Here is a 19,387-nt window from a genome sequence, read left to right as displayed (position 1 = left end):
CCGGCATGGCGGGGCGAGACGGGGATTCAACCGGCCAAGGCGCGGTTCAGCGCCGCTTCCAGCCGGTAACGGTAATCCAGGTACTGGCAGGTCTGCAGCTCCTGCTGGTAACTCTGTCGCCCCAGATCGTGGGGCAGCTGCAGGTCGGTCAGGTAGACCGGGTAGTTTTCGCCGGAGCCGCGCAGGGAGCGGATGTAATGGGCGACGGCGGGAATCAACTGGTCGCCGTACTCCTGAACGGTAAAATCCTGCCCCTGGCAGAAGATGTCGAAGTAGAGGTCACCGTCGCTATCCCGTGCCCCCACCGCCTGCACCTCCAAGCCACTGAGCGGCGACACGTCGTAACTCACGGAGCGCGGTTCCACCAGCCACTCCCCGTGCCGGGCCACCAGCTCAAGACAGCGAATGTCGAGCCCGCCTCCGGGGAGGCTCAGACCATCGCGCAGTTGGCGTCGCTCCAGCAGATTCTCCAAAAATTGCAGCACCGGGCCCAGCAAGTGCCGGCGCCCACTGAACTCCCGGCGCCAGTGAAACAGCGAGCCCACCTCGTCCAGCACCCAAAACCGGGCCTGCTTGCCCGCCACCTGGAAGAACACCTGAATGGTCTCCGGCTCACCGGCCCGGCAGACCGCCCGCAACAGCGGCTCTTCCTGCAGTGCATGGCGGTCGAACACCACCGGCACGTAGTGCGCCTGCGGCCGGCCCAGGTGGGCCATCAGGCCGTCCAGATCGTCCAGCACCGCAATCCCCGGATCGCTGTCGACAAATTGCAGCACAAAATAGCGGCGATCCACCTCCAGCACGTAACGCAGCGGATGCGGGCCGCGTCCGCCGGCGAAGAACTGCCCCATGATATCGCCAAACAGCTCCTGCACCCGCCGGGCTATGGCCTGGCCATGCCCTACGCTGCGACTGTGCACCGACAGCTCGGGCAGGCAATCCGGGGCCAAGGCCGCCGCTGCCAGCACGCTCTTCAGACACTGGATCAGGGTATCCCCGGCGGCGTAGTGCTGCAGACTGGTTTCATGCCAGGAGTTGAGCGTTATCTGGTCGACGCTGTGAACCAGGTTTTCCCGGCCGCCACTAAAGCCCAGCGAATCGCTACGGGCAGAGAGTTTATGCAGCCCGAGTTCGGTCAGTCGGGCCTGCGGGTCAACGCCGACATTGACCAATAACAGGGTGCGCAAGGGCCGCACCGGTTGCTGCAGGGCTTCTCGCTCCGGTGGACCAACCGGCATCGGCAACCTTTCCGTCAGTGCTTCCAGCAGTTCCCGGACCTCCCCGACCGAAGCCGCACTGGTGCCGGCACGCAGGTTCAACCGGGTGGTCCGGGTCAGCAGGCCATTGCAGTAGCACCACAGCATCAGTTCGGCCAGGTTGTTCGACCGACGGATGACCGGCTGCCAGAACGCGTCGGTCGGATTTTCCAGGTCACGGAACAGCAACCAGCCTTCGGCGCCTTCCCCCTCCTGTTCGGACTGGTGGAAGAACGACAGGTTTTCCTCCATGAGCGAGGGCGCCAGGTTGGGGTTGATGTGCTCAATCTTGCCGGCCTTGCGCTGAAACGCCGCATACAGCTTGCGCCCCAGCAGGTTCAGATCGCGCTGACTGATCGCCGCCCCGCCACCGTGTTCCCGGGCCAACCGGGACAGCAGCCGGTAGCTGTGGGTAAACTCGTTGACGATGGTGCGGCGCAACGAGATAACATCCTCCACTCGCCATAATTGCCGGTTATCCAGCAAGCCGAGCCTGTCGTCGTCCCAACCCCATTCGGTGACCAGCGATTGCAACAACTGCCCGCGCCAAAGGGCGGCACTCTGCTCGCCCCGGGTCAATGGGAGCCCGGCCTTGAGGTAGAGACTGCGCTGCACCAGCTCCAGACGCTCGGGCGCCTGCGTTTCGTTGAGCCAGGCAGCCAGGCGCCGATACAGCATGACATAAGGGTCGAGTCGATCGGCATTGGTGTCGCCGCCATACACCGCGGCCTTGAACGCCAGCGCCAACGGGCCCTGATCCGGGGTCTGGGCGTAACACTCGATCAATAGCAGCTTGAGTATGGACTTCCAGGGGGAATCGATGCCCTTGTAGAGCTGCCAAACGCCGGCACCGAGAAACTCCTCGCGGGGTATCTGCGGCACCGCGCCAAAATCGATGTACTCATCGGCACGAATGAAACGGCACTCGATCAGCTGCCGGGTACGGGCCAGGTAATTCGCCTCATCCTCAACCGGCACCAGCCACCACAACGGGTAACGCCCCCCCAGATGGATACTGGTGCGGTAAAACTCGTCCAGCAGCAAATAATGCTGGGCGCTGCCGCAGTTCTCGCCAGCCACCTCGGCCCGTTGCTGGCGCTGGCGCCAGTCCGAGGCGGAAAAGACGAAAACGTGCAACTCCACGCCGAGCGACTCCGCCCAGGCCGACACCTCCGCCGCCTTCTGTTCCAGCCGTGCGATGGCAGGTTCCGGCAAGGCGGCATCGTGGCACAGCCAGACATCCAGGTCACTGGCAACCGAATGGCCCAGTGAACCGGGGCTTCCCATCAAAAACAGGGCTTCCAGATCCGGGCGGCGCTTGCCGCCGTCACGATAGGCGAAGGAACGGGCCAGGCGCTGGGCCGCCCCCAGCGTTTCCTCGTCCGGCTGATAGCAACCCAGGCCATGAGGGCAGTCGCGATGACGGTAGCCTGGCAACGAGGGGTGGTTGAGATGAAAGATCAACGGCAGGATGTCCAGCACCACCTGCTGGCGGTAGGTCAGCGCCGAGCGGGCACGCTGCCAGCGGACCCGGTTGACTGCCACAAACCGGTCCCTCAGGCGACGCAGGGTTTTGCGGTCGATGCCGTCATCGAAATCGAGCGCAATGGGAAGTGAGTGGGTGGTCACACTGTCTCCGCAAGAAGGTTATTTCTGGCTGGATTATCAGTATGATGTGGCCATCCAACCAAAATGACAACAATAAAGAAACCTCCGAGTCCGGTCATACCGACCGCTACGGACCATCGAGGGCACCGTGACGTGAAAGAGTTCTTTATTCGCCGCTACCGTACCGAATCCGATCGGGGCGAGGTGCGCCGCACCCTGGTCCGGGTGGATGATGGCGGCCTCATCACCTACATCGATTCCCAGGCCGAAGCCGTGCTGGGCTATGACATCAGCGACCTGCAGGGACGTTCGATCAGCCACATTGCCGCCGACCGCGAGGACGACCCGCTCGCCGGCGGCCACCGCCGCCGGCTTGAGGCGGGCCAGCCCATCGTGATCACCGTGCGCCACAAGGATGGCTACTTCTTCACCGCGGAACTGGCCCAGCGCACCCACATGAAGGACGCCGACAAGCCCGCCAAGGCCCAGATCAACCTGCGCACCGGTGGCCTCCAGGACAGCCGATTGCTGCAACTGGTGGAAACAACCGGTAGCTTGGGCATCTGGGAGCTGGATCTGCGCACCAACCAGGTCTGCTGCAGCGAAGGCATCTATCGGCTGATGGACCTGCGGGTGGGCGCCGACATCAGTCCCGAACAAGCCCTGTATTTTTGCCAGAACAAGCAAACCCGCATCCGCGCCCTGTTCCGCCGCTGTATACGCACCGGGGCGCCATTCAGCATCAGCCTGGACCTGATGACCGGACGCCAGCTCTGCCGCCGGGTACGATTGACCGGTCAGGCCTTGCGGGAGGAGAACCAGATCATTCGCCTGGGGGGTACGGTGGTGGATCTCACGCCCCAGGCAACCCAGCAGCAGGCGGCAGAGCGGGCGCGCCAACTGCTGCATTCGATCATTGGCGCCACCCACGACTTGGTGGTGGCGGTGGACTCTGACCTTAACCTGATGTGTTTCAATGACGCCTATCGACGCCACTTCGAAGAGGCGTTCGGCCAGACCCCGACCGAGGGCGACAACCTGTCCACGCTGTTGCGAGACTTTCCCAACGAGCGCCGCCTGCTGGAGCGACTCTGGCGCAGGGCGCTTGAACGGGCCGGGTTTGCCGTTGAAATGCCGCTGGCGTCCCAGCAAAGTGGCGCGCCGGTGTACGAAGTCCACTACCAGCGCCTCGCCTGCCCAGACGGTGAGGCGGTTGGCGCGGTCCACGTCGCCCGCGACGTTACCGAACGCATCCGAGCCTCCGGCAACCGCAATTACCTCAACAGTCACGACCCCATCACCGGGCTGCTCAATCGCCGTGAATTCCTGGCACGGCTCGGACGCCAACTGAAACACGCCGGACAGCCCGGCTACGCCCTGCTGTACATCGACCTGGACCATTTTGCCAAATTCAACGACCGGGCCGGCAGCGGCACCTGTGACCGCTACCTGCGCGAGCTGGCCGGCGCCCTTGGCCTCAAAGTCCGGCAACGGGATGCGCTGGCACGGCTGGCCGGCGATACCTTCGCCCTGCTGCTGGAAAACTGCGCCGAGGCGGAAGCCCGCAAGGTGGCACACAACCTGCTAAAGCTGATCGAGGACTTTGTCTTCGACTGGCAGGGCGAAAGCCTGCAGACCAGCGCCAGCGCCGGGCTGTTGATGCTTGGCGATCAGTTGCAGGAGGACCCGGAGGATTTGCTGACGCAGGCCGCCGACCTTTGCCACACCGCTAAGATCGCAGGCCGGAATCGCTTTCACACCGCCAGCGCCCACTCGGAGGCTCTGCGAGAGAGCGAGGCACGCCTGCTGCTCGGCCACCTGCGACAATGCCTCGACAACGACCTGCTGATCCTTGACTACCAGACCCTGAGACCGGTCAACAGTGCCACCTGGGGTGACCATATCGAAATACTGGCCCGTTTCCCGGGCATGGCGAGTAGGGACGGAGGCGGCGAGCGCCTGCTGCCGAAGGATTTCCTGCCGGTAGCGGAACGCTTCGATCTTGCCAAGCGCATTGATCGGCAGGTCATTGGCACCACCCTGAACTGGCTCGACCAACACCCGTTACTGGAACCCCGGTTGAAATACTGCGGTTTCAACCTGTCACTGGCGTCGGTGCTGGACGATCACTTCGCCGACTTTGTGCAGGAGCGGCTGGCGTCGTCGCGATTTGCCAACGACTGTTTCTGTTTCGAAATCAGCGAGGCCCACGCTGCCCAGTACCCGGATGAAGTGGCGGTGCTCAGTGACGCCCTGCATGGCGTCGGCTGCCAGGTCGCGCTGGACGGCGCCGGCGCTTCGGTGAAAAGCTTCGAGCTGACCGCCAAACTCCCCATCGACCTGATCAAGCTGGATCGAGGCATGATGAAGCACCTGCACCAGGACCCGGTGAAACAGGTGATGGCGGAGGCACTGCACAAAATCGCCACCGAGGCCGGCAAGACCACGGTGGCAACGTTCATCGAAGACGACGAGACCCTGCGCCGGGTTCGCACCCTCGGCATCCATTTCGGTCAGGGCTTCCGCCTGCACCGGCCGCGCCCCCTCACGGAGTTGACGCCGGCGGTGGTGCAGTTACAGACCGGGCAGATTGGCGGCTAACCCGCCAGCTGCTGACGAGCCCGGGCGACCGCTGCCCGCACCTGGTTGGGGGCAGTACCGCCAAGGTGGTTTCGGGCGTTGACGGAACCTTCCAGGGTCAATACCCCGAACACGTCCTCGCCAATGATGTCGGAAAACTGCCGCAGCTCCGCCAGGGTCATTTCCGACAGATCCCGGGACTCGGCCACTCCGAAGGCCACCGCCTTGCCAACGATCTCATGGGCATCGCGGAACGGCACCCCTTTCTTGACCAGGTAATCGGCCAGATCGGTGGCGGTGGAAAAACCACGGCGGGCGGCATCGCGCATGTTATCCGCCTTCGCGCTGATGGCCGGCACCATGTCGGCGTAGGCCTTGAGGCAACCCTTGACGGTATCGACGGTATCGAACAGCGGCTCTTTGTCTTCCTGGTTGTCCTTGTTGTAAGCCAGCGGCTGGCTCTTCATCAGGGTCAGCAGGCTGACCAGGTGACCGTTAACCCGGCCGGTCTTGCCGCGCACCAACTCGGGCACGTCCGGGTTTTTCTTCTGCGGCATGATGGACGAGCCGGTGCAGAACCGGTCCGGCAGGTCGATGAAATCAAACTGCGCCGACGTCCACAGCACCAGCTCTTCGCTGAACCGGGACAGGTGAGTCATCAACAAGGCGGCAAAGCTGCAGAATTCGATGGCAAAATCCCGATCGCTGACCGAGTCCAGCGAGTTCTCGCTGGGCCGGTCGAAGCCCAGCAGGCGTGCGGTGATGGCACGGTCGATGGGATAGGTGGTGCCGGCCAGGGCCGCCGCACCCAACGGCATCACATTGACCCGTTTGCGACAATCCTGCAGCCGGTCGGCATCGCGCACCAGCATTTCGTACCAGGCCAGCAGGTGGTGACCAAAGGTGACCGGCTGAGCCGTCTGCAGATGGGTAAAACCGGGCATGATGGTGTCAGCTTCCCGCTCCGCCAGCTCCAACAGACCCTGACGCAGGCGCTGCAGTTCCTCGGCGATGACGTCGATCTCATCACGCAGGTACAGCCGGATATCGGTGGCCACCTGGTCGTTGCGGCTGCGGCCGGTATGGAGTTTCTTGCCGGTAATGCCGATGCGATCGGTGAGGCGCGCTTCCACGTTCATGTGGACGTCCTCCAGGCTCACCGACCACTGGAACTCACCCGCTTCGATGTCGGCCTTGACCGCCTGCAGACCCTCGATGATCTGGTCCTTCTCATCCGCGGTTAACACCCCCACTTCCGCCAGCATGGTGGCGTGGGCAATGGAGCCGATAATGTCGTGGTGGTACAGACGCTGGTCGAACCCTACCGACGCGGTAAAACGCTCAACAAAGGCGTCCGTGGGCTCACTGAAACGACCGCCCCAGGGTTTCTCGGAAGTCTTGTTTGAATCCGTCATGGTCATACGTTCCTGCTGGCAGCCCGCCAATCGGAGGGGCCCCCTGAACGGCGCCGGCAAGGCGCAGTGATTCGTTCAGAGCCGCCCCCATTTGCGGACGTGGATGAAATCGGGGGATTATAGCACTGTCAGACCCCGAGGAACCCACTAGCCATGCCAACCAGACGCAAGCAACCGACTGGCCGCTCCCCCGGCGCGTCAGCAATGGATGATTTCTTCGTGCCCGACCTGTGCCGGGTACAGGCGGTTTTCCTGCTGCTGATGACCAGCGAGCTGATGGTGCTGCTACTGGCGGTGATGCGCAGTCAGGCCCAGTGGATCGACTGGAATTACTTTGGTCTGCTGTCGCTGTTTGTCCAGTGGACCGCACTGACCAGCGCCGCCGGCATCTGCCTGCTGCGACGCTGGCTGAGTCGGTTTTCGGTCGCCGGGGCCACCAGCCTGATCACCCTGCTGGTGCTGGCAGATGTGTTCGCCTTCAGCCTGTTCGCCGACAACGTATTGAATTCCGAGCCCGGCGCCACCGCCTGGCAGGCCATCGGCAAGAAGATGCTGGCCGCGGCCATCCTCACCCTGATGGTGCTGCGCTACTTCTATCTGCAGCACCAATGGCAACAACAGCGACAGGCGGAATTGCAGGCGCGCCTGGCCGCCTTGCAGGCGCGAATTCACCCCCACTTCCTGTTCAACAGCATGAACACCATTGCCAGCCTGATCAGCAGTCGCCCGGAACAGGCCGAAGACGCCGTACTGGACCTGTCCGAGCTGTTCCGCGCCAGCCTGCGTACCCAGGACCGGCTGATCAGCCTGGACGAGGAGCTCAGCCTGTGTCGCCGCTACCTGATGATCGAAGGCCTGCGGCTGGGCGAGCGGCTACAGGTGGAATGGCAGATAGCGCCAGAGCTCAACCAGCAAGCGGTACCGCCACTGACGATCCAGCCACTGGTGGAAAATGCGATCTATCACGGCATTCAACCCTGCCCGAGCGGTGGTACCCTACGCATTGAAGGCTACGGCCGCGGCGATTCGGTCTATATTCTGGTGCAAAACCCCAAACCGGGCCCAGACCAGAGTCAGCACCAAGGAAACCGTATGGCACTGGACAACATTCAGGCGCGCCTGCGTGCGCTGTTCGGCGAAGCCGCTGTGCTCAAACAGAGCCACCAGCAGGACACCTACACGGTGATCCTGCGGCTGCCTCAACAAAAGGCACCAACGCAACCCCGACCACGGACCCCGCTGAGCGCATGACCACGACCACACCCCACAAGGTATTGATCGCCGACGACGAGCCGCTGGCCCGGGAACGGATCAGACGGCTGGTTGAGGCCCTGCCGGGCTACCAGGTGTGCGGCGAAGCCAGCGATGGTCACCAGGTACTTGGCCTGGTGGCCGACGGCAACCCGGACGTTGTGCTGCTGGACATCCGCATGCCCGGCATGGATGGCATGGAGGCGGCGGAACGCCTGGCGGCCCTGGTCAACCCGCCCGCGGTGATTTTCTGCACCGCCTACGACCACTACGCCATCAACGCCTTTGAGGTGCAAGCGGTGGCCTACCTGCTCAAGCCGGTGCGGCGAGAAGCCCTGGCCGAGGCGCTGGCCCGCGCCGGCCGGGTCAACCGGATGCAGCTACAGGCGATGCAGGCCCGCGAGCACAACAGCGGCGAACAGCTGGCGATCAAGAGTCATCGCGGCACCGAGTTGATCGAGATGGAGCAGGTCTATTACTGCGAAGCCGACCAGAAATACGTCACCGTCCACCACAACCAGGGCGAGACACTCACCGACCACACCCTCAAGGAGCTGGAAGCCCGTTTTGCGGACCACCTGCTACGCATCCACCGTCATACCCTGGTGGGCGTGCGCTTTATCCGCCGCCTCGCCCGTGACCATGACGGTCACTGGTTCCTGGAGCTGACCGGCCGGGCAAACCGCCTGCCGGTGAGCCGGCGCCACGCGGCGAACGTGCGGGAATGGCTTAACGAACACCTGCCGACGCCCGACTGAGCCGCGCCGCTGCGACCTATGGAGCCCCGCGAGCGCGGGACATTTGGTGACTAACGCGTTAACCTTGGAAACACACTTCCCGGCGAGTCGATAAATCACACTACCATGTCACAAAGAACCATCCGCATTGCCACCCGCAACAGCGCCCTGGCCCTATGGCAGGCCGAATTCATCAAGGCCGAGCTGGAACACCGCTACGATCACATCAGCGTTGAATTGCTCGGCATCAAGACCCAGGGCGACAAGATTCTGGACGTGCCGCTGGCCAAGATCGGCGGCAAGGGGCTGTTCGTCAAGGAGCTGGAGGAAGCCATGCTGGATGGCCGCGCCGACCTGGCGGTCCATTCCATGAAAGACGTGCCCATGCACTTCCCGGAAGGACTTGGCCTGGTGGCCATCTGTGAGCGGGAAGATCCTACCGACGCCTTTGTCAGCAACCGTTTCGACACCCTCGACGAGCTGCCTCAGGGCGCGGTTGTCGGCACCGCCAGCATGCGCCGCGAAGCACAGCTGCGCGCCTATCGCCCGGATCTGCAGATCCGTACCCTGCGCGGCAACGTCAACACCCGTCTGGCCAAGCTCGATGCCGGCGAGTTTGACGCCATCGTTCTGGCCAGCTCGGGCTTGAAACGCCTGGAGTTCCACGACCGCATTCGCTCGACCCTGCCCGACACGCTGTCCCTGCCCGCGGTTGGGCAAGGCGCACTGGGCATCGAGTGTCGCCTCGAAGACAGCGAACTGATCGAGCTGCTGGCATTCCTGAATCATCCCGATTCCGCCGACCGGGTCCGCGCCGAACGCGCCCTCAACCGGCGGCTGGAAGGCGGTTGCCAGGTGCCCATTGCCGCCTACGCGGTACTCGAAGACGCCGACACCCTGTGGTTGCGCGGCCTGGTGGGTTCGGTCAACGGTGAGGAAATCTATCGCGTCGAAGGTCGCGCGCCGCGCGCCGAGGGCGAACGACTGGGCCGGGAACTGGCGGAAGACCTGCTGGCCATGGGCGCCGATCGTGTGCTGGCGGAAATCTATGGCCATACCCCCAAGTAGCCGCCCCCTGAGCGGACAGCGTATTCTGATCTGTCGACCGGAGCCGGAGGCCAGCCGCCTGGCCGACGGATTCCGCGCGAAAGGCGCCACCACCGAGGTGGTGCCCCTGCTGGAACGCTTGCCACTGCCCGAGTCGGCGGCACAACGCAGCCTGATCCAACACATCGATCAATACCACCACATCATCGCCGTCAGCCCCTACGCCGCCAGGCTACTGGTCGAGCAGCTGGACACCTGGTGGCCGCAACCTCCGGTCGGCCTCCACTGGTACGGCGTCGGGAGCGGCACCGCCCAAGTCCTGGGCCAGGCCGGACTCAGGCCACACTGGCCCGAGTGGGGCAACGACAGCGAGGCCCTGCTCGCGCTGCCCCAGCTGGCATCGCCCTCCGGGCAAAAGGTGTTGCTGGTGCGCGGCGACCAGGGCCGGGAGCTGATCCGCGACACCCTGCGCCAACGGGGCGCCGACGTCACCGCCCTGTCGCTGTACAGCCGGCGATGTCCTGCCACGGCTCAAACCCAGCTGCCGCAATCACTGACGCACTTTGACCCCCATGCGGTGGTGGTGTTGTCCGGGGAAACATTGAACAATTTCATCGCGCTGGGTGAGAATAGCGACCATACTTTGAGGCAGCGACTGTTGGTGCTGCCGGTTCAGCGCGTGGCCGACCGCGCCGCCGCTGCCGGATTTTGCAACCTCTGCATTCCGGACAGCCTGCAGGATGACCACATCGTCGCCGCAGTCGCCCGGCGGCTGTCGCCTGGAACCTGCAACGACGTCCATCAGCCGGATTAACGACGCCACCGAAACCGCGGTCTTTGACAAGACAAGCAAGTAAGGATGCCTGTGACTGATACAAACAGCCAATTGCCCGCACCGATCGAGCCCAACCCACCCCGCCGGCCCAAACTGTGGCCGCTGTGGCTGCTTATTGTCGCGGCCCTGGCGCTGTGCCTCGCCCTTGGCCTGTGGAACTGGCAGCACTGGCAACGTCAACAAATGCTGCAGCAGGCCCTGGCGCATGTGCAGGCGACCAACCAGAGCCTGCAGCAACGGCTCAGTGACCGTAGCGGCGAACAGGCCGACCGCCTTCAGGCCCTGGAGCAGAACCTCAGCTCCCAGCAGAACCGGATGGCCACCCAGCAACGCCAGCTCGACCACACCGCCCGCGAGCTACTCGCCGCCGGCAACCGCACCCGCACCGACTGGCTACTCGCCGAATCCGAGTACCTGTTACGCATCGCCAACCAGCGCCTGCTGATTGAAAAGGACATCCGCGGCGCGCTGGCGGCGCTGGAGGAAGCCGATAAGGTACTGCGGGAGTCGGACGACATCGGCGTTTATCCGGTTCGCCAGCAGCTGGCCAAGGAGCGACTTGCCCTCAAGGCCATCACCGATGTGGACCGCACCGGCCTGTACCTCACCCTGGAGGCCGCCATCGGAGGCATCCATCAGCTCACCGACCAGAACCTGATCAACGACCGGGCGCCGGGCTTTGCCGCCTCGCAGCCAGACACCCTCGACGAGGCCCAGCCCGGCCCGTTGGCGCAAGCCTGGCAGCGGGTCAAGGCAACCCTGAGTAACGTGGTCGTCGTACGGCGCCTGGACGAACCGGTCCGGCCGCTGTTGTCACCCGAGCAAAGCGCCTACGCCCGACTCAACATGCAGCTGATGCTGGAAGAGGCCGAAATGGCGGTGTTGCGAGGCAACCAGATTCTGTATCAGCGCGCCCTGGCGAAGGCCCGCCAGGCGCTGGAGCAATGGTACGACGCCACCGATCCGAGAGTGGCGGCGCTGCTGTCAACACTGACCGGGCTGGCCGACCGGCACATCGACCCGGAGCTGCCGGACATCAGCCAGTCGCTGCAACTGCTGAAAGCGCGCCTGGCCGGACGCCTCAACGGCGATAACGACACGGCAGGGGGCGAATCATGATTCGCTGGCTACTGATCGCCCTGACCGCACTGCTGCTGGGCACCGGGCTGGCCATGGGCCTGCAGTACGATCTGGGCTACATTCGCATCAGCCTTGGGCACTGGCTGCTCGAAACCAACTTCTGGGTCGGCCTCGCCCTGCTGGCGCTGCTGGTGACAACGCTGGTGCTGACACTCGGCCTTATCCGGCGGCTGAGCAACCGCACCGGGCGCATGACCGGCTGGTTATCCCAGGGCCATAGCCGCCGGGCCCGCCGTCGCACCACCCAGGGGCTGCTGGCGTTGGCCGAAGGCAACTGGCCACGGGCCCGCAAACTGCTCGAAGCCTCTGCCGGGCACGCCGACACCCCTTTGATCAATTACCTGGCGGCCGCCCAGGCTGCGTTCGAATCGGGCGCCCACGACGATGTGGATGAGCTGCTGCGGCAGGCATTCGAAAGCACACCAGGATCCGACGTGGCGGTGGGCATCACCCAGGCCCAGCTCCAGCTTGCCGGCAACCGGCTGGAACAGGCGCTGGCCACCCTGGTGCGACTGCGCAAGCAGGCCCCCCATCACCCGTTCGTGCTCAAGCTGCTGAAGACCACCTACGTGCGGTTGGAGGACTGGCGGGAACTGTCGCGGCTGCTACCGGAACTGCGCAAGCGCGGCCTGGTGTCTGACGAGGAGCGGGAGGAACTGGAGCGCACCATCTGGCACAACCTCATGCAACGGGCAGCGGCCGAGTGCCGCCGACAATCCGATAGCGGCTCCGGCTCACTGACGCCGCTGACCCGGCTCTGGGACGAGCTGCCCGGCATCGTCCGGCGAGACGAATACACCATTCGCGAGTACAGCCAACTGCTGGCGGAACTGGGCGACGAGGCCCAGGCGGAAACCCTACTGCGCAAGGTGCTGAGAAATCACTGGAGCGAAGAGCTGATCAACCTGTACGGTCGCATCAAGGGAGCCAAACCGGATGAGCAATTGCTGGTGGCCGAACGCTGGCTGCAGGACCGTCCCAATAACGCCGAATTGCTGCTGGCGCTGGGGCGCTTGAGTCTTCGCAACGAACTCTGGGGCAAGGCGCGGGAGTACTTCGAGACCAGCCTGCGACTGCGTCGCAGTCGCGAGACCATGGCGGAACTGAGCCGCCTCAATGCCCATATGGGCGAGGAGCAGACCAGCGTCAAGCTCCTGATGCAGGGACTGGTGAAGGACAGCGGACTGCCGGACCTGCCCATGCCCAAGGCTTAGGAAGCCACAGCGCCCTTAGCGGGGCGCGTATTCCAGTACGTCGGAGAAGAACGCCGACGGCGGCAGCCCCTCGGCCACCAGCGCGTCCAGCAGGGTGTAGACCATGGCGGGCGAGCCACTGGCGTGGACTTCCACGTTGCGCCAATCGCTGCCGGAAGCCAGCACCGCCCGCACCAATTGGTCGTGGTGACCGCTCCAGTCATTGTCGGCACTGTCCCCCACTACCGGCACGAAGTTAAACGGCGCCCAGTCGTCCTGCCACTGCTGCGCCAGATCCCCCAGATACATGTCGTCCTGGCGACGCACGCCCCAGTACAGACTGACGGACTGGTCGAAACGGGTTTCCCGCAGGTAGTCGACGATGCTTTTCATCTGGGCAAACCCGGTGCCGGCGGCCACCAGCAGCAGTGGCTTCTCCGGCGCGGCGGCCAGACACGCCTTACCGTGGGGCAGCTCCACGGCGACCGAATCCGCGGTTTTCAGGGTATCGATGATGCGCTGCGCCGACGCCCACTCCGGCGCCGCCTGCACGTGCAGCTCGATGTGCTGGGCCGAGGGCCGGCTGGCAATGGAAAAATAGCTGGGCTCGCTGTCTGGCAATAGCACCGACAGGTACTGCCCGGCATGAAAGGTCAGCTCGCGCCGGCGCGGCAGCTTCAGTTCGACCCGATACACATCGTGGCCAATAAGGCGAACGTCCACCACCTTGGCCTGCATCTTCTGCGGGGAATTCTGTCCTGCTGCCATAACGGCCTCGATCTCCAGTTCGAGTGGCCCCTCGGCCTGAGCGCGACACAGCATCAGGGGAGTGGCCGGAATAATTATCTGTTGGTTGCGGGTATTCCGCGCCTGCCCGGCAATGAGGCGAGCCTCACACAGCTCACATACGCCATTGCGGCAGGCGGATGGCACCGCAATGCCAGACTCGGCAGCCGCGCTGAGCAAATCCTGGGTCGGCGAGGCCGTGAACTCCAATCCCGAGGGTCGCAGGGTGATCCGCCGGCGGGCGTCGGCCATGTCAGGCGCCAGGCTCCGACACCGGGTCACCGTCGATACCCAGCTGTGCCCACAGCTCATCCACCCGTGAACGCACCGTCTCGGTCATAGCAATAGGCGTCCCCCACTCGCGATCGGTCTCACCGGGCCACTTGCTGGTGGCGTCGAGCCCCATCTTGGAGCCCAACCCGGCCACCGGCGAGGCAAAATCCAGGTAATCAATGGGCGTATTTTCCACCAGGGTGGTGTCCCGTGCCGGGTCCATCCGGGTGGTGATGGCCCAGATCACATCGTTCCAGTCCCGGGCATTGACATCATCGTCAGTGACAATGACGAACTTGGTGTACATGAACTGCCGCAGGAACGACCATACCCCCATCATCACCCGTTTGGCATGGCCAGCGTATTGCTTCTTCATGGTCACCACCGCCAGCCGATAGGAACACCCTTCCGGCGGCAGGTAGAAGTCGACCACTTCCGGGAACTGCTTTTGCAGGATCGGAACAAACACCTCATTGAGCGCCACGCCGAGAATCGCCGGCTCGTCCGGCGGCCGTCCGGTGTAGGTACTGTGGTAGATCGGATTCTTGCGGTGGGTGATACGCTCCACGGTAAACACCGGGAACTGCTCCACCTCATTGTAGTAACCGGTGTGGTCACCAAACGGCCCTTCCGGCGCCATATCGTCCGGATAGATGAAGCCTTCCAGCACGATCTCGGCGCTGGCCGGCACCTGCAGTTCGCTCAGGCCGGCCGTCACCAACTCGGTGCGACTGCCACGCAGCAGACCGGCGAAAGCGTATTCCGACAGCGTATCGGGAACCGGCGTCACCGCCCCAAGGATGGTGGCCGGATCGGCCCCGAGCGCTACCGCGACCGGGAACGGTTCGCCCGGATGGGCTTGCTGCCATTCCTGGAAATCCAGCGCCCCACCACGGTGACTCAGCCAGCGCATGATCAACCGGTTGCGACCGATCAGCTGCTGGCGATAGATGCCCAGGTTCTGGCGCTCCTTATGGGGCCCGCGGGTGATCACCAGCGGCCAGGTCACCAGCGGAGCGGCGTCGCCAGGCCAACAGTGCTGGATGGGAATCTGGTACAGGTCGACCTCGTCCTTCTCGACCACCACTGCCTGACAGGGCGCCGAGCGCAGCACTTTCGGGCTCATTCGCATGACCTGGCGAAACACCGGCAATTTTTCGAGGGCGTCCTTGAACCCCTTGGGGGGATCTGGCTCCTTGAGAAACGCCAGCAACTTGCCGATCTCCCGCAGCGCCTCGACGTTGTCCTGCCCCATGCCCATGGCGACACGTTTCGGCGTGCCAAACAGGTTAGCCAGCACCGGCATGGTGTGTCCCTTGGGGTTTTCAAACAGCAGCGCAGGACCACCGGCACGCAGGGTGCGGTCACAGATTTCCGTCATCTCGAGGTAGGGGTCGACTTCCACAGGAATTCGTTTCAGCTCACCCTGCTGTTCGAGTTGCTCGATAAAATCACGCAGATCGCGGTATTTCATACGAAGTGAACGCCTTTTACCTGTCCTGTTGAATCCGAAAGCAAGATGTTCGGATAGTGGCGAAGAACGAGTTGCGGAGCGGCCCTCATGCGGGCCTGCACAAAGTCAGGAGGTACCGCCGGGGACACCTTTCCCGGACCTGCCGTGGCCAGAGATGGCAACTGAGCGCCTACCTGGAGTATTCACAGCGTGTCCGGTGAAGTGTCCCCGACGGTGCCAGCCCCGGCGCTCGCGAGCCGACCGGGCTGGCCAAGAGCGTGCCGTTACCGACGCTTCATCGACAGGAAGAATTCGTCGTTGGTCTTGGTTTCCCGCAGCTTGTCGAGCAGGAATTCCAACGCGCCGGTGTCGTCGTCCATGGAGTGCAGCAGTTTGCGCAGAATCCACACCCGCTGGATATCGGCTTCCGCCATCAGCAGATCCTCGCGACGGGTGCCGGAGCGACGGATGTTGATGGCCGGGTAAACCCGTTTTTCGGCGATGCGGCGATCCAGATGGACCTCCATGTTGCCGGTGCCCTTGAATTCTTCGTAGATCACCTCGTCCATCTTCGAACCGGTGTCCACCAGAGCCGTGGCGAGGATGGTCAGACTGCCGCCCTCTTCCACATTACGGGCCGCGCCGAAAAAGCGCTTGGGTTTCTCCAGCGCATGGGCGTCGACACCACCGGTCAGCACCTTGCCGGAGGACGGGATCACCGTGTTGTAGGCACGGGCCAGACGGGTGATGGAATCCAGCAGGATCACCACGTCCTTTTTGTGCTCAACCAGACGCTTGGCTTTCTCGATCACCATCTCGGCCACCTGCACGTGACGGGCCGGCGGCTCATCGAAGGTGGACGCGATCACCTCGCCGCGCACGGTGCGCTGCATCTCGGTCACTTCCTCCGGCCGCTCATCGATCAGCAGCACCATCACATGGCATTCCGGATTGTTACGGGTGATGGACTGGGCGATGTTCTGCATCAGCAGCGTCTTACCGGCCTTGGGCGGTGATACGATCAGGCCACGCTGGCCCTTGCCGATGGGCGCCACCAGGTCCAGTACCCGCGAGGACAGATCCTCGGTACTGCCATTACCGGCTTCCAGCGCCAACCGCTCTTCGGGGAACAGCGGCGTCAGGTTTTCAAACAGAATTTTGTTGCGGGCGTTCTCCGGCTTGTCAAAGTTGATCTCATTGACCTTCAGCAGGGCAAAGTAACGCTCGCCATCTTTCGGGGGACGAATCTTACCGGCAATGGTATCGCCAGTACGGAGATTGAAACGACGAATCTGGCTCGGCGACACGTATATATCATCCGGGCCAGCCAGGTAGGACGCATCCGCCGAACGCAGAAAGCCGAAACCGTCCTGCAGGATTTCCAGCACACCGTCGCCGTAGATGTCTTCACCGCTTTTGGCGTGCTTCTTGAGAATCGAGAAAATGACGTCCTGCTTGCGGGAACGGGCGAGGTTATCGAGCCCCATTTCCTGCGCGATATCGAGCAGTTCGGGCACGGACTTCTGCTTGAGTTCAGTAAGATTCATAAGTTGTTAGACATTCAAGAATGGGAATAATCAGGGTTAGTTAGATAGGACAGGGGAATACACACTGGCCGACCGGGCCATGTTCTGGGGCCACGAAATCAAGAATAAGGAGCTAGGGCCAGAGGCTGAGAGAGTCATCAACCCTCGATTAAGAGTCATCAACCCTCGATCAAGAGTCATCAACCCTCGATTAAGAGTCATCAACTCTCGATCAAGAGTCTTCAACCTTCGAACAAGAGTCGTTAACTCGTGAACAAGAGTTATCAGCCGGTCAGACAGATTGATATTTCACCAGGTCATCGGACAATGTCAAGTACTGGCGACATCAAAGTGCTGATCATTATAGCAACAACCCGGGGCAATACCAGCCCTTCCAATCCCGCCCCGTGATCGGGATACTGAGAGCTTAAGCTAACAGAGCCGCCACGACAAGGCCATCTCCTGCCCGAGCCATACAACCTTTGGAGCACAACACCGGATGACCAGCACCACCCAGCCCGAGACAACTCCTCTTAACATTGCCCTGCTGACCGTTTCCGACAGTCGCGGCGAGGCCGAAGACAGCTCCGGCCACTACCTACAGGAACAGATTCTGGCGGCTGGCCACCGGCTGATCGCGCGTCGCATTCTACCCGACGATGTCTACCTGGTGCGGGCGCTGATTTCCGACTGGATAGCCGCGCCCGATATCCACGCGATCATCATCACCGGCGGCACCGGTTTCCACGAGCGGGACAGCACGCCAGAGGCGGTCACCCCGCTGCTGGACAAGACCATCGACGGCTTCGGCGAAGAGTTCCGACGCTTGTCCCAGAGCGACATCGGCAGTTCCACCATCCAGTCGCGGGCGTTCGGCGGGCTGGCCAATCACACCGTCATCTTCTGCCTGCCGGGCTCAACCGGTGCCTGCCAGACCGGCTGGGAAGGCATCCTGCGGGAGCAATTGACCAGCAGCCACAAGCCCTGCAACTTCAGCGGCCTGGTGCGACGCAAACCGGAACGGCCGGTGCACCGGCTCAACCAGACCATTGGCAAGGTGGCGGAGCGCTGATGGCCGACACCAGTCTAACCCCGGTGGATGAGGCGATCGCGCTGCTGCTGAATCAGGCCAAGCCGCTGACCGACACCGAAACCATTTCCCTGCAGCAAGCGCTGCATCGGGTACTGGCACAAGACATCCGCGTCCCCGCCGACGTCCCGCCTGCCGACAACAGCGCGGTGGACGGCTATGCGGTGCGGCTGGCCGATCTGGCAGCGGGTCAGCCACTGCCGGTGCGCACACGCATTGCCGCCGGCCAGGCGCCGGAGGCCCTGGCGACGGGCACTGCGGCGCGCATTTTTACCGGCTCGGAAGTGCCGGCGGGGGCGGACGCGGTCATCATGCAGGAACAGGCGATGCTGGAAGACGGCACCGTGTCCACCACTGCCAAACCCAGTGCGGGCCAGAATATCCGCCGCCGCGGCCAGGACCTGCGCCGGGGCGACACCGCCCTGGCCCGTGGCACCCGGCTTCGCCCCCAGGAACTGGGCCTGATCGGCTCCCTGGGCATGGCCCAGGTGCCGGTGATCCGACGCCTGCGGGTGGCGGTGCTGACCACCGGCGACGAGCTGGTGGAGCCGGGCCAGCCGCTGGCCGCCGGCCAGATCTACAATTCCAACCGCTTCACCCTGCTGGGCCTGCTGGCCGAAGCCGGCTGTGACGTAGTGCTGTGCCAGCGGGTCGCTGACAGCCGACTGCAAACCGAGCAGGCACTGACACAAGCGGCGCGAGACGCGGATCTGATCATCACCAGCGGTGGCGTCTCGGTGGGCGAGGAGGATCATGTCCGCGCGGTGCTGGAGCAACAGGGCGAGTTAACGCTCTGGCGCCTGGCCATCAAACCCGGCAAGCCGCTGGCGTTCGGGCAGTTCAACAACACGCCACTGCTCGGGCTGCCCGGCAATCCGGCCGCAGTGCTGGTCACCGGGCTGATGGTGGCCCTGCCCTACATCCAGCGCTGTCAGGGCCGCCACCGCCGCCCGCTCAATGGCCAGCCACTACCGGCAGGGTTCGACTCGCCGCGGCCGTCGATCCGCCGGGAATACGTGCGGGCCCGCCTGGAACACCGCGATGGCCTCACCCGAATAGCCGCCTACCCCAACCAGAGTTCCGGCATGCTCAGCTCGGCTTGCTGGGCGGACGGCCTGGCGGTGATCCCGGAGCACACCGCGATATCGACAGGTGATACCATTGTCTATTATTCGTTCGCCGAGCTGCTGGACTGAC

At 63.5% G+C, this 19,387-nt stretch carries 14 protein-coding genes; 9 read left to right on the top strand and 5 right to left on the bottom strand.

The genetic code is table 11. From position 1 onward, the window contains the following. Nucleotides 1–26: 26 nt before the first annotated feature. Nucleotides 27–2,885: a class I adenylate cyclase gene (locus N6L25_RS02095; RefSeq protein ID WP_271977375.1), complete on the bottom strand. Its 2,859-nt coding sequence runs from the start codon at nucleotides 2,883–2,885 to the stop codon at nucleotides 27–29. A gap of 132 nt (nucleotides 2,886–3,017) precedes the next feature. On the opposite strand from N6L25_RS02095, the gene N6L25_RS02090 reads away from it, so the two are divergent. Then, nucleotides 3,018–5,465 (top strand): EAL domain-containing protein, encoded by a 2,448-nt coding sequence (locus N6L25_RS02090; RefSeq protein ID WP_271977374.1) that lies wholly within the window; start codon nucleotides 3,018–3,020, stop codon nucleotides 5,463–5,465. Here N6L25_RS02090 and argH read toward each other — a convergent pair. Further along, nucleotides 5,462–6,859, bottom strand: a complete 1,398-nt coding sequence (gene argH, locus N6L25_RS02085; protein ID WP_271977373.1) for an argininosuccinate lyase — start codon at nucleotides 6,857–6,859, stop codon at nucleotides 5,462–5,464. The genes N6L25_RS02090 and argH overlap by 4 nt on opposite strands. A 153-nt stretch (nucleotides 6,860–7,012) precedes the next feature. On the opposite strand from argH, the gene N6L25_RS02080 reads away from it, so the two are divergent. The 6 genes from N6L25_RS02080 to N6L25_RS02055 all read left to right on the top strand — a co-directional run bounded on the left by N6L25_RS02080 (nucleotide 7,013) and on the right by N6L25_RS02055 (nucleotide 13,083). Continuing rightward, entirely contained in the window at nucleotides 7,013–8,110 is a 1,098-nt protein-coding gene (locus N6L25_RS02080) for a sensor histidine kinase (RefSeq protein ID WP_271977372.1), read from the top strand. Next, nucleotides 8,107–8,868: a LytR/AlgR family response regulator transcription factor gene (locus N6L25_RS02075; protein WP_271977371.1), complete on the top strand. Its 762-nt coding sequence runs from the start codon at nucleotides 8,107–8,109 to the stop codon at nucleotides 8,866–8,868. Before N6L25_RS02080 ends, N6L25_RS02075 begins: the two co-directional genes overlap by 4 nt. 105 nt (nucleotides 8,869–8,973) lie before the next feature. Further along, the gene (gene hemC / locus N6L25_RS02070; protein ID WP_271977370.1) at nucleotides 8,974–9,915 is read left to right on the top strand and encodes a hydroxymethylbilane synthase; all 942 of its coding nucleotides are present in this window, start codon (nucleotides 8,974–8,976) and stop codon (nucleotides 9,913–9,915) included. Continuing rightward, complete coding sequence (locus tag N6L25_RS02065; RefSeq protein ID WP_271977369.1) at nucleotides 9,896–10,708, top strand: uroporphyrinogen-III synthase; 813 nt, start codon at nucleotides 9,896–9,898, stop codon at nucleotides 10,706–10,708. The genes hemC and N6L25_RS02065 overlap by 20 nt, the downstream gene beginning before the upstream one ends. Nucleotides 10,709–10,753: 45 nt before the next feature. Beyond that, entirely contained in the window at nucleotides 10,754–11,848 is a 1,095-nt protein-coding gene (locus tag N6L25_RS02060; RefSeq protein WP_271977368.1) for a uroporphyrinogen-III C-methyltransferase, read from the top strand. Next, entirely contained in the window at nucleotides 11,845–13,083 is a 1,239-nt protein-coding gene (locus tag N6L25_RS02055) for a heme biosynthesis protein HemY (RefSeq protein WP_271977367.1), read from the top strand. The genes N6L25_RS02060 and N6L25_RS02055 overlap by 4 nt, the downstream gene beginning before the upstream one ends. A gap of 15 nt (nucleotides 13,084–13,098) precedes the next feature. Here the strand turns inward: N6L25_RS02055 and N6L25_RS02050 are convergent, their stop codons facing one another. From N6L25_RS02050 to rho, 3 genes are all read right to left on the bottom strand, one after another. After that, on the bottom strand, nucleotides 13,099–14,100 hold the full coding sequence (locus N6L25_RS02050; RefSeq protein WP_271977366.1) for a 2Fe-2S iron-sulfur cluster-binding protein: 1,002 nt from the start codon (nucleotides 14,098–14,100) through the stop codon (nucleotides 13,099–13,101). Between the two features lies 1 nt (nucleotide 14,101). Beyond that, nucleotides 14,102–15,595, bottom strand: a complete 1,494-nt coding sequence (gene ubiD / locus N6L25_RS02045; protein ID WP_271977365.1) for a 4-hydroxy-3-polyprenylbenzoate decarboxylase — start codon at nucleotides 15,593–15,595, stop codon at nucleotides 14,102–14,104. Nucleotides 15,596–15,858: 263 nt separating this feature from the next. Then, on the bottom strand, nucleotides 15,859–17,121 hold the full coding sequence (rho, locus tag N6L25_RS02040; RefSeq protein WP_271977364.1) for a transcription termination factor Rho: 1,263 nt from the start codon (nucleotides 17,119–17,121) through the stop codon (nucleotides 15,859–15,861). A 478-nt stretch (nucleotides 17,122–17,599) separates the two neighbouring features. Here rho and moaB point away from each other — a divergent pair, with 478 nt between their 5' ends. Next, entirely contained in the window at nucleotides 17,600–18,172 is a 573-nt protein-coding gene (moaB, locus tag N6L25_RS02035; protein WP_271977363.1) for a molybdenum cofactor biosynthesis protein B, read from the top strand. Further along, on the top strand, nucleotides 18,172–19,386 hold the full coding sequence (locus N6L25_RS02030) for a molybdopterin molybdotransferase MoeA (protein WP_271977362.1): 1,215 nt from the start codon (nucleotides 18,172–18,174) through the stop codon (nucleotides 19,384–19,386). Before moaB ends, N6L25_RS02030 begins: the two co-directional genes overlap by 1 nt. Nucleotide 19,387 lies beyond the last annotated feature (1 nt).

Origin of the sequence: Marinobacter sp. SS21 (assembly GCF_028369065.1) — a bacterium.
Taxonomy (GTDB): Bacteria; Pseudomonadota; Gammaproteobacteria; order Pseudomonadales; family Oleiphilaceae; genus Marinobacter.
Note: the sequence above shows the minus strand (reverse complement) of the source record. Positions and strands in the feature narration are given on the sequence as shown.

Excerpts from the sequence above, each read along its gene's own strand:
- argH (WP_271977373.1), bottom strand. The coding sequence starts at position 6,859 with ATGACGGATTCAAACAAGACTTCCGAGAAACCCTGGGGCGGTCGTTTC.
- N6L25_RS02080 (WP_271977372.1), top strand. The coding sequence starts at position 7,013 with ATGCCAACCAGACGCAAGCAACCGACTGGCCGCTCCCCCGGCGCGTCA.
- N6L25_RS02075 (WP_271977371.1), top strand. The coding sequence starts at position 8,107 with ATGACCACGACCACACCCCACAAGGTATTGATCGCCGACGACGAGCCG.
- hemC (WP_271977370.1), top strand. The coding sequence starts at position 8,974 with ATGTCACAAAGAACCATCCGCATTGCCACCCGCAACAGCGCCCTGGCC.
- N6L25_RS02065 (WP_271977369.1), top strand. The coding sequence starts at position 9,896 with ATGGCCATACCCCCAAGTAGCCGCCCCCTGAGCGGACAGCGTATTCTG.
- N6L25_RS02060 (WP_271977368.1), top strand. The coding sequence starts at position 10,754 with ATGCCTGTGACTGATACAAACAGCCAATTGCCCGCACCGATCGAGCCC.
- N6L25_RS02055 (WP_271977367.1), top strand. The coding sequence starts at position 11,845 with ATGATTCGCTGGCTACTGATCGCCCTGACCGCACTGCTGCTGGGCACC.
- N6L25_RS02050 (WP_271977366.1), bottom strand. The coding sequence starts at position 14,100 with ATGGCCGACGCCCGCCGGCGGATCACCCTGCGACCCTCGGGATTGGAG.
- ubiD (WP_271977365.1), bottom strand. The coding sequence starts at position 15,595 with ATGAAATACCGCGATCTGCGTGATTTTATCGAGCAACTCGAACAGCAG.
- rho (WP_271977364.1), bottom strand. The coding sequence starts at position 17,121 with ATGAATCTTACTGAACTCAAGCAGAAGTCCGTGCCCGAACTGCTCGAT.
- moaB (WP_271977363.1), top strand. The coding sequence starts at position 17,600 with ATGACCAGCACCACCCAGCCCGAGACAACTCCTCTTAACATTGCCCTG.
- N6L25_RS02030 (WP_271977362.1), top strand. The coding sequence starts at position 18,172 with ATGGCCGACACCAGTCTAACCCCGGTGGATGAGGCGATCGCGCTGCTG.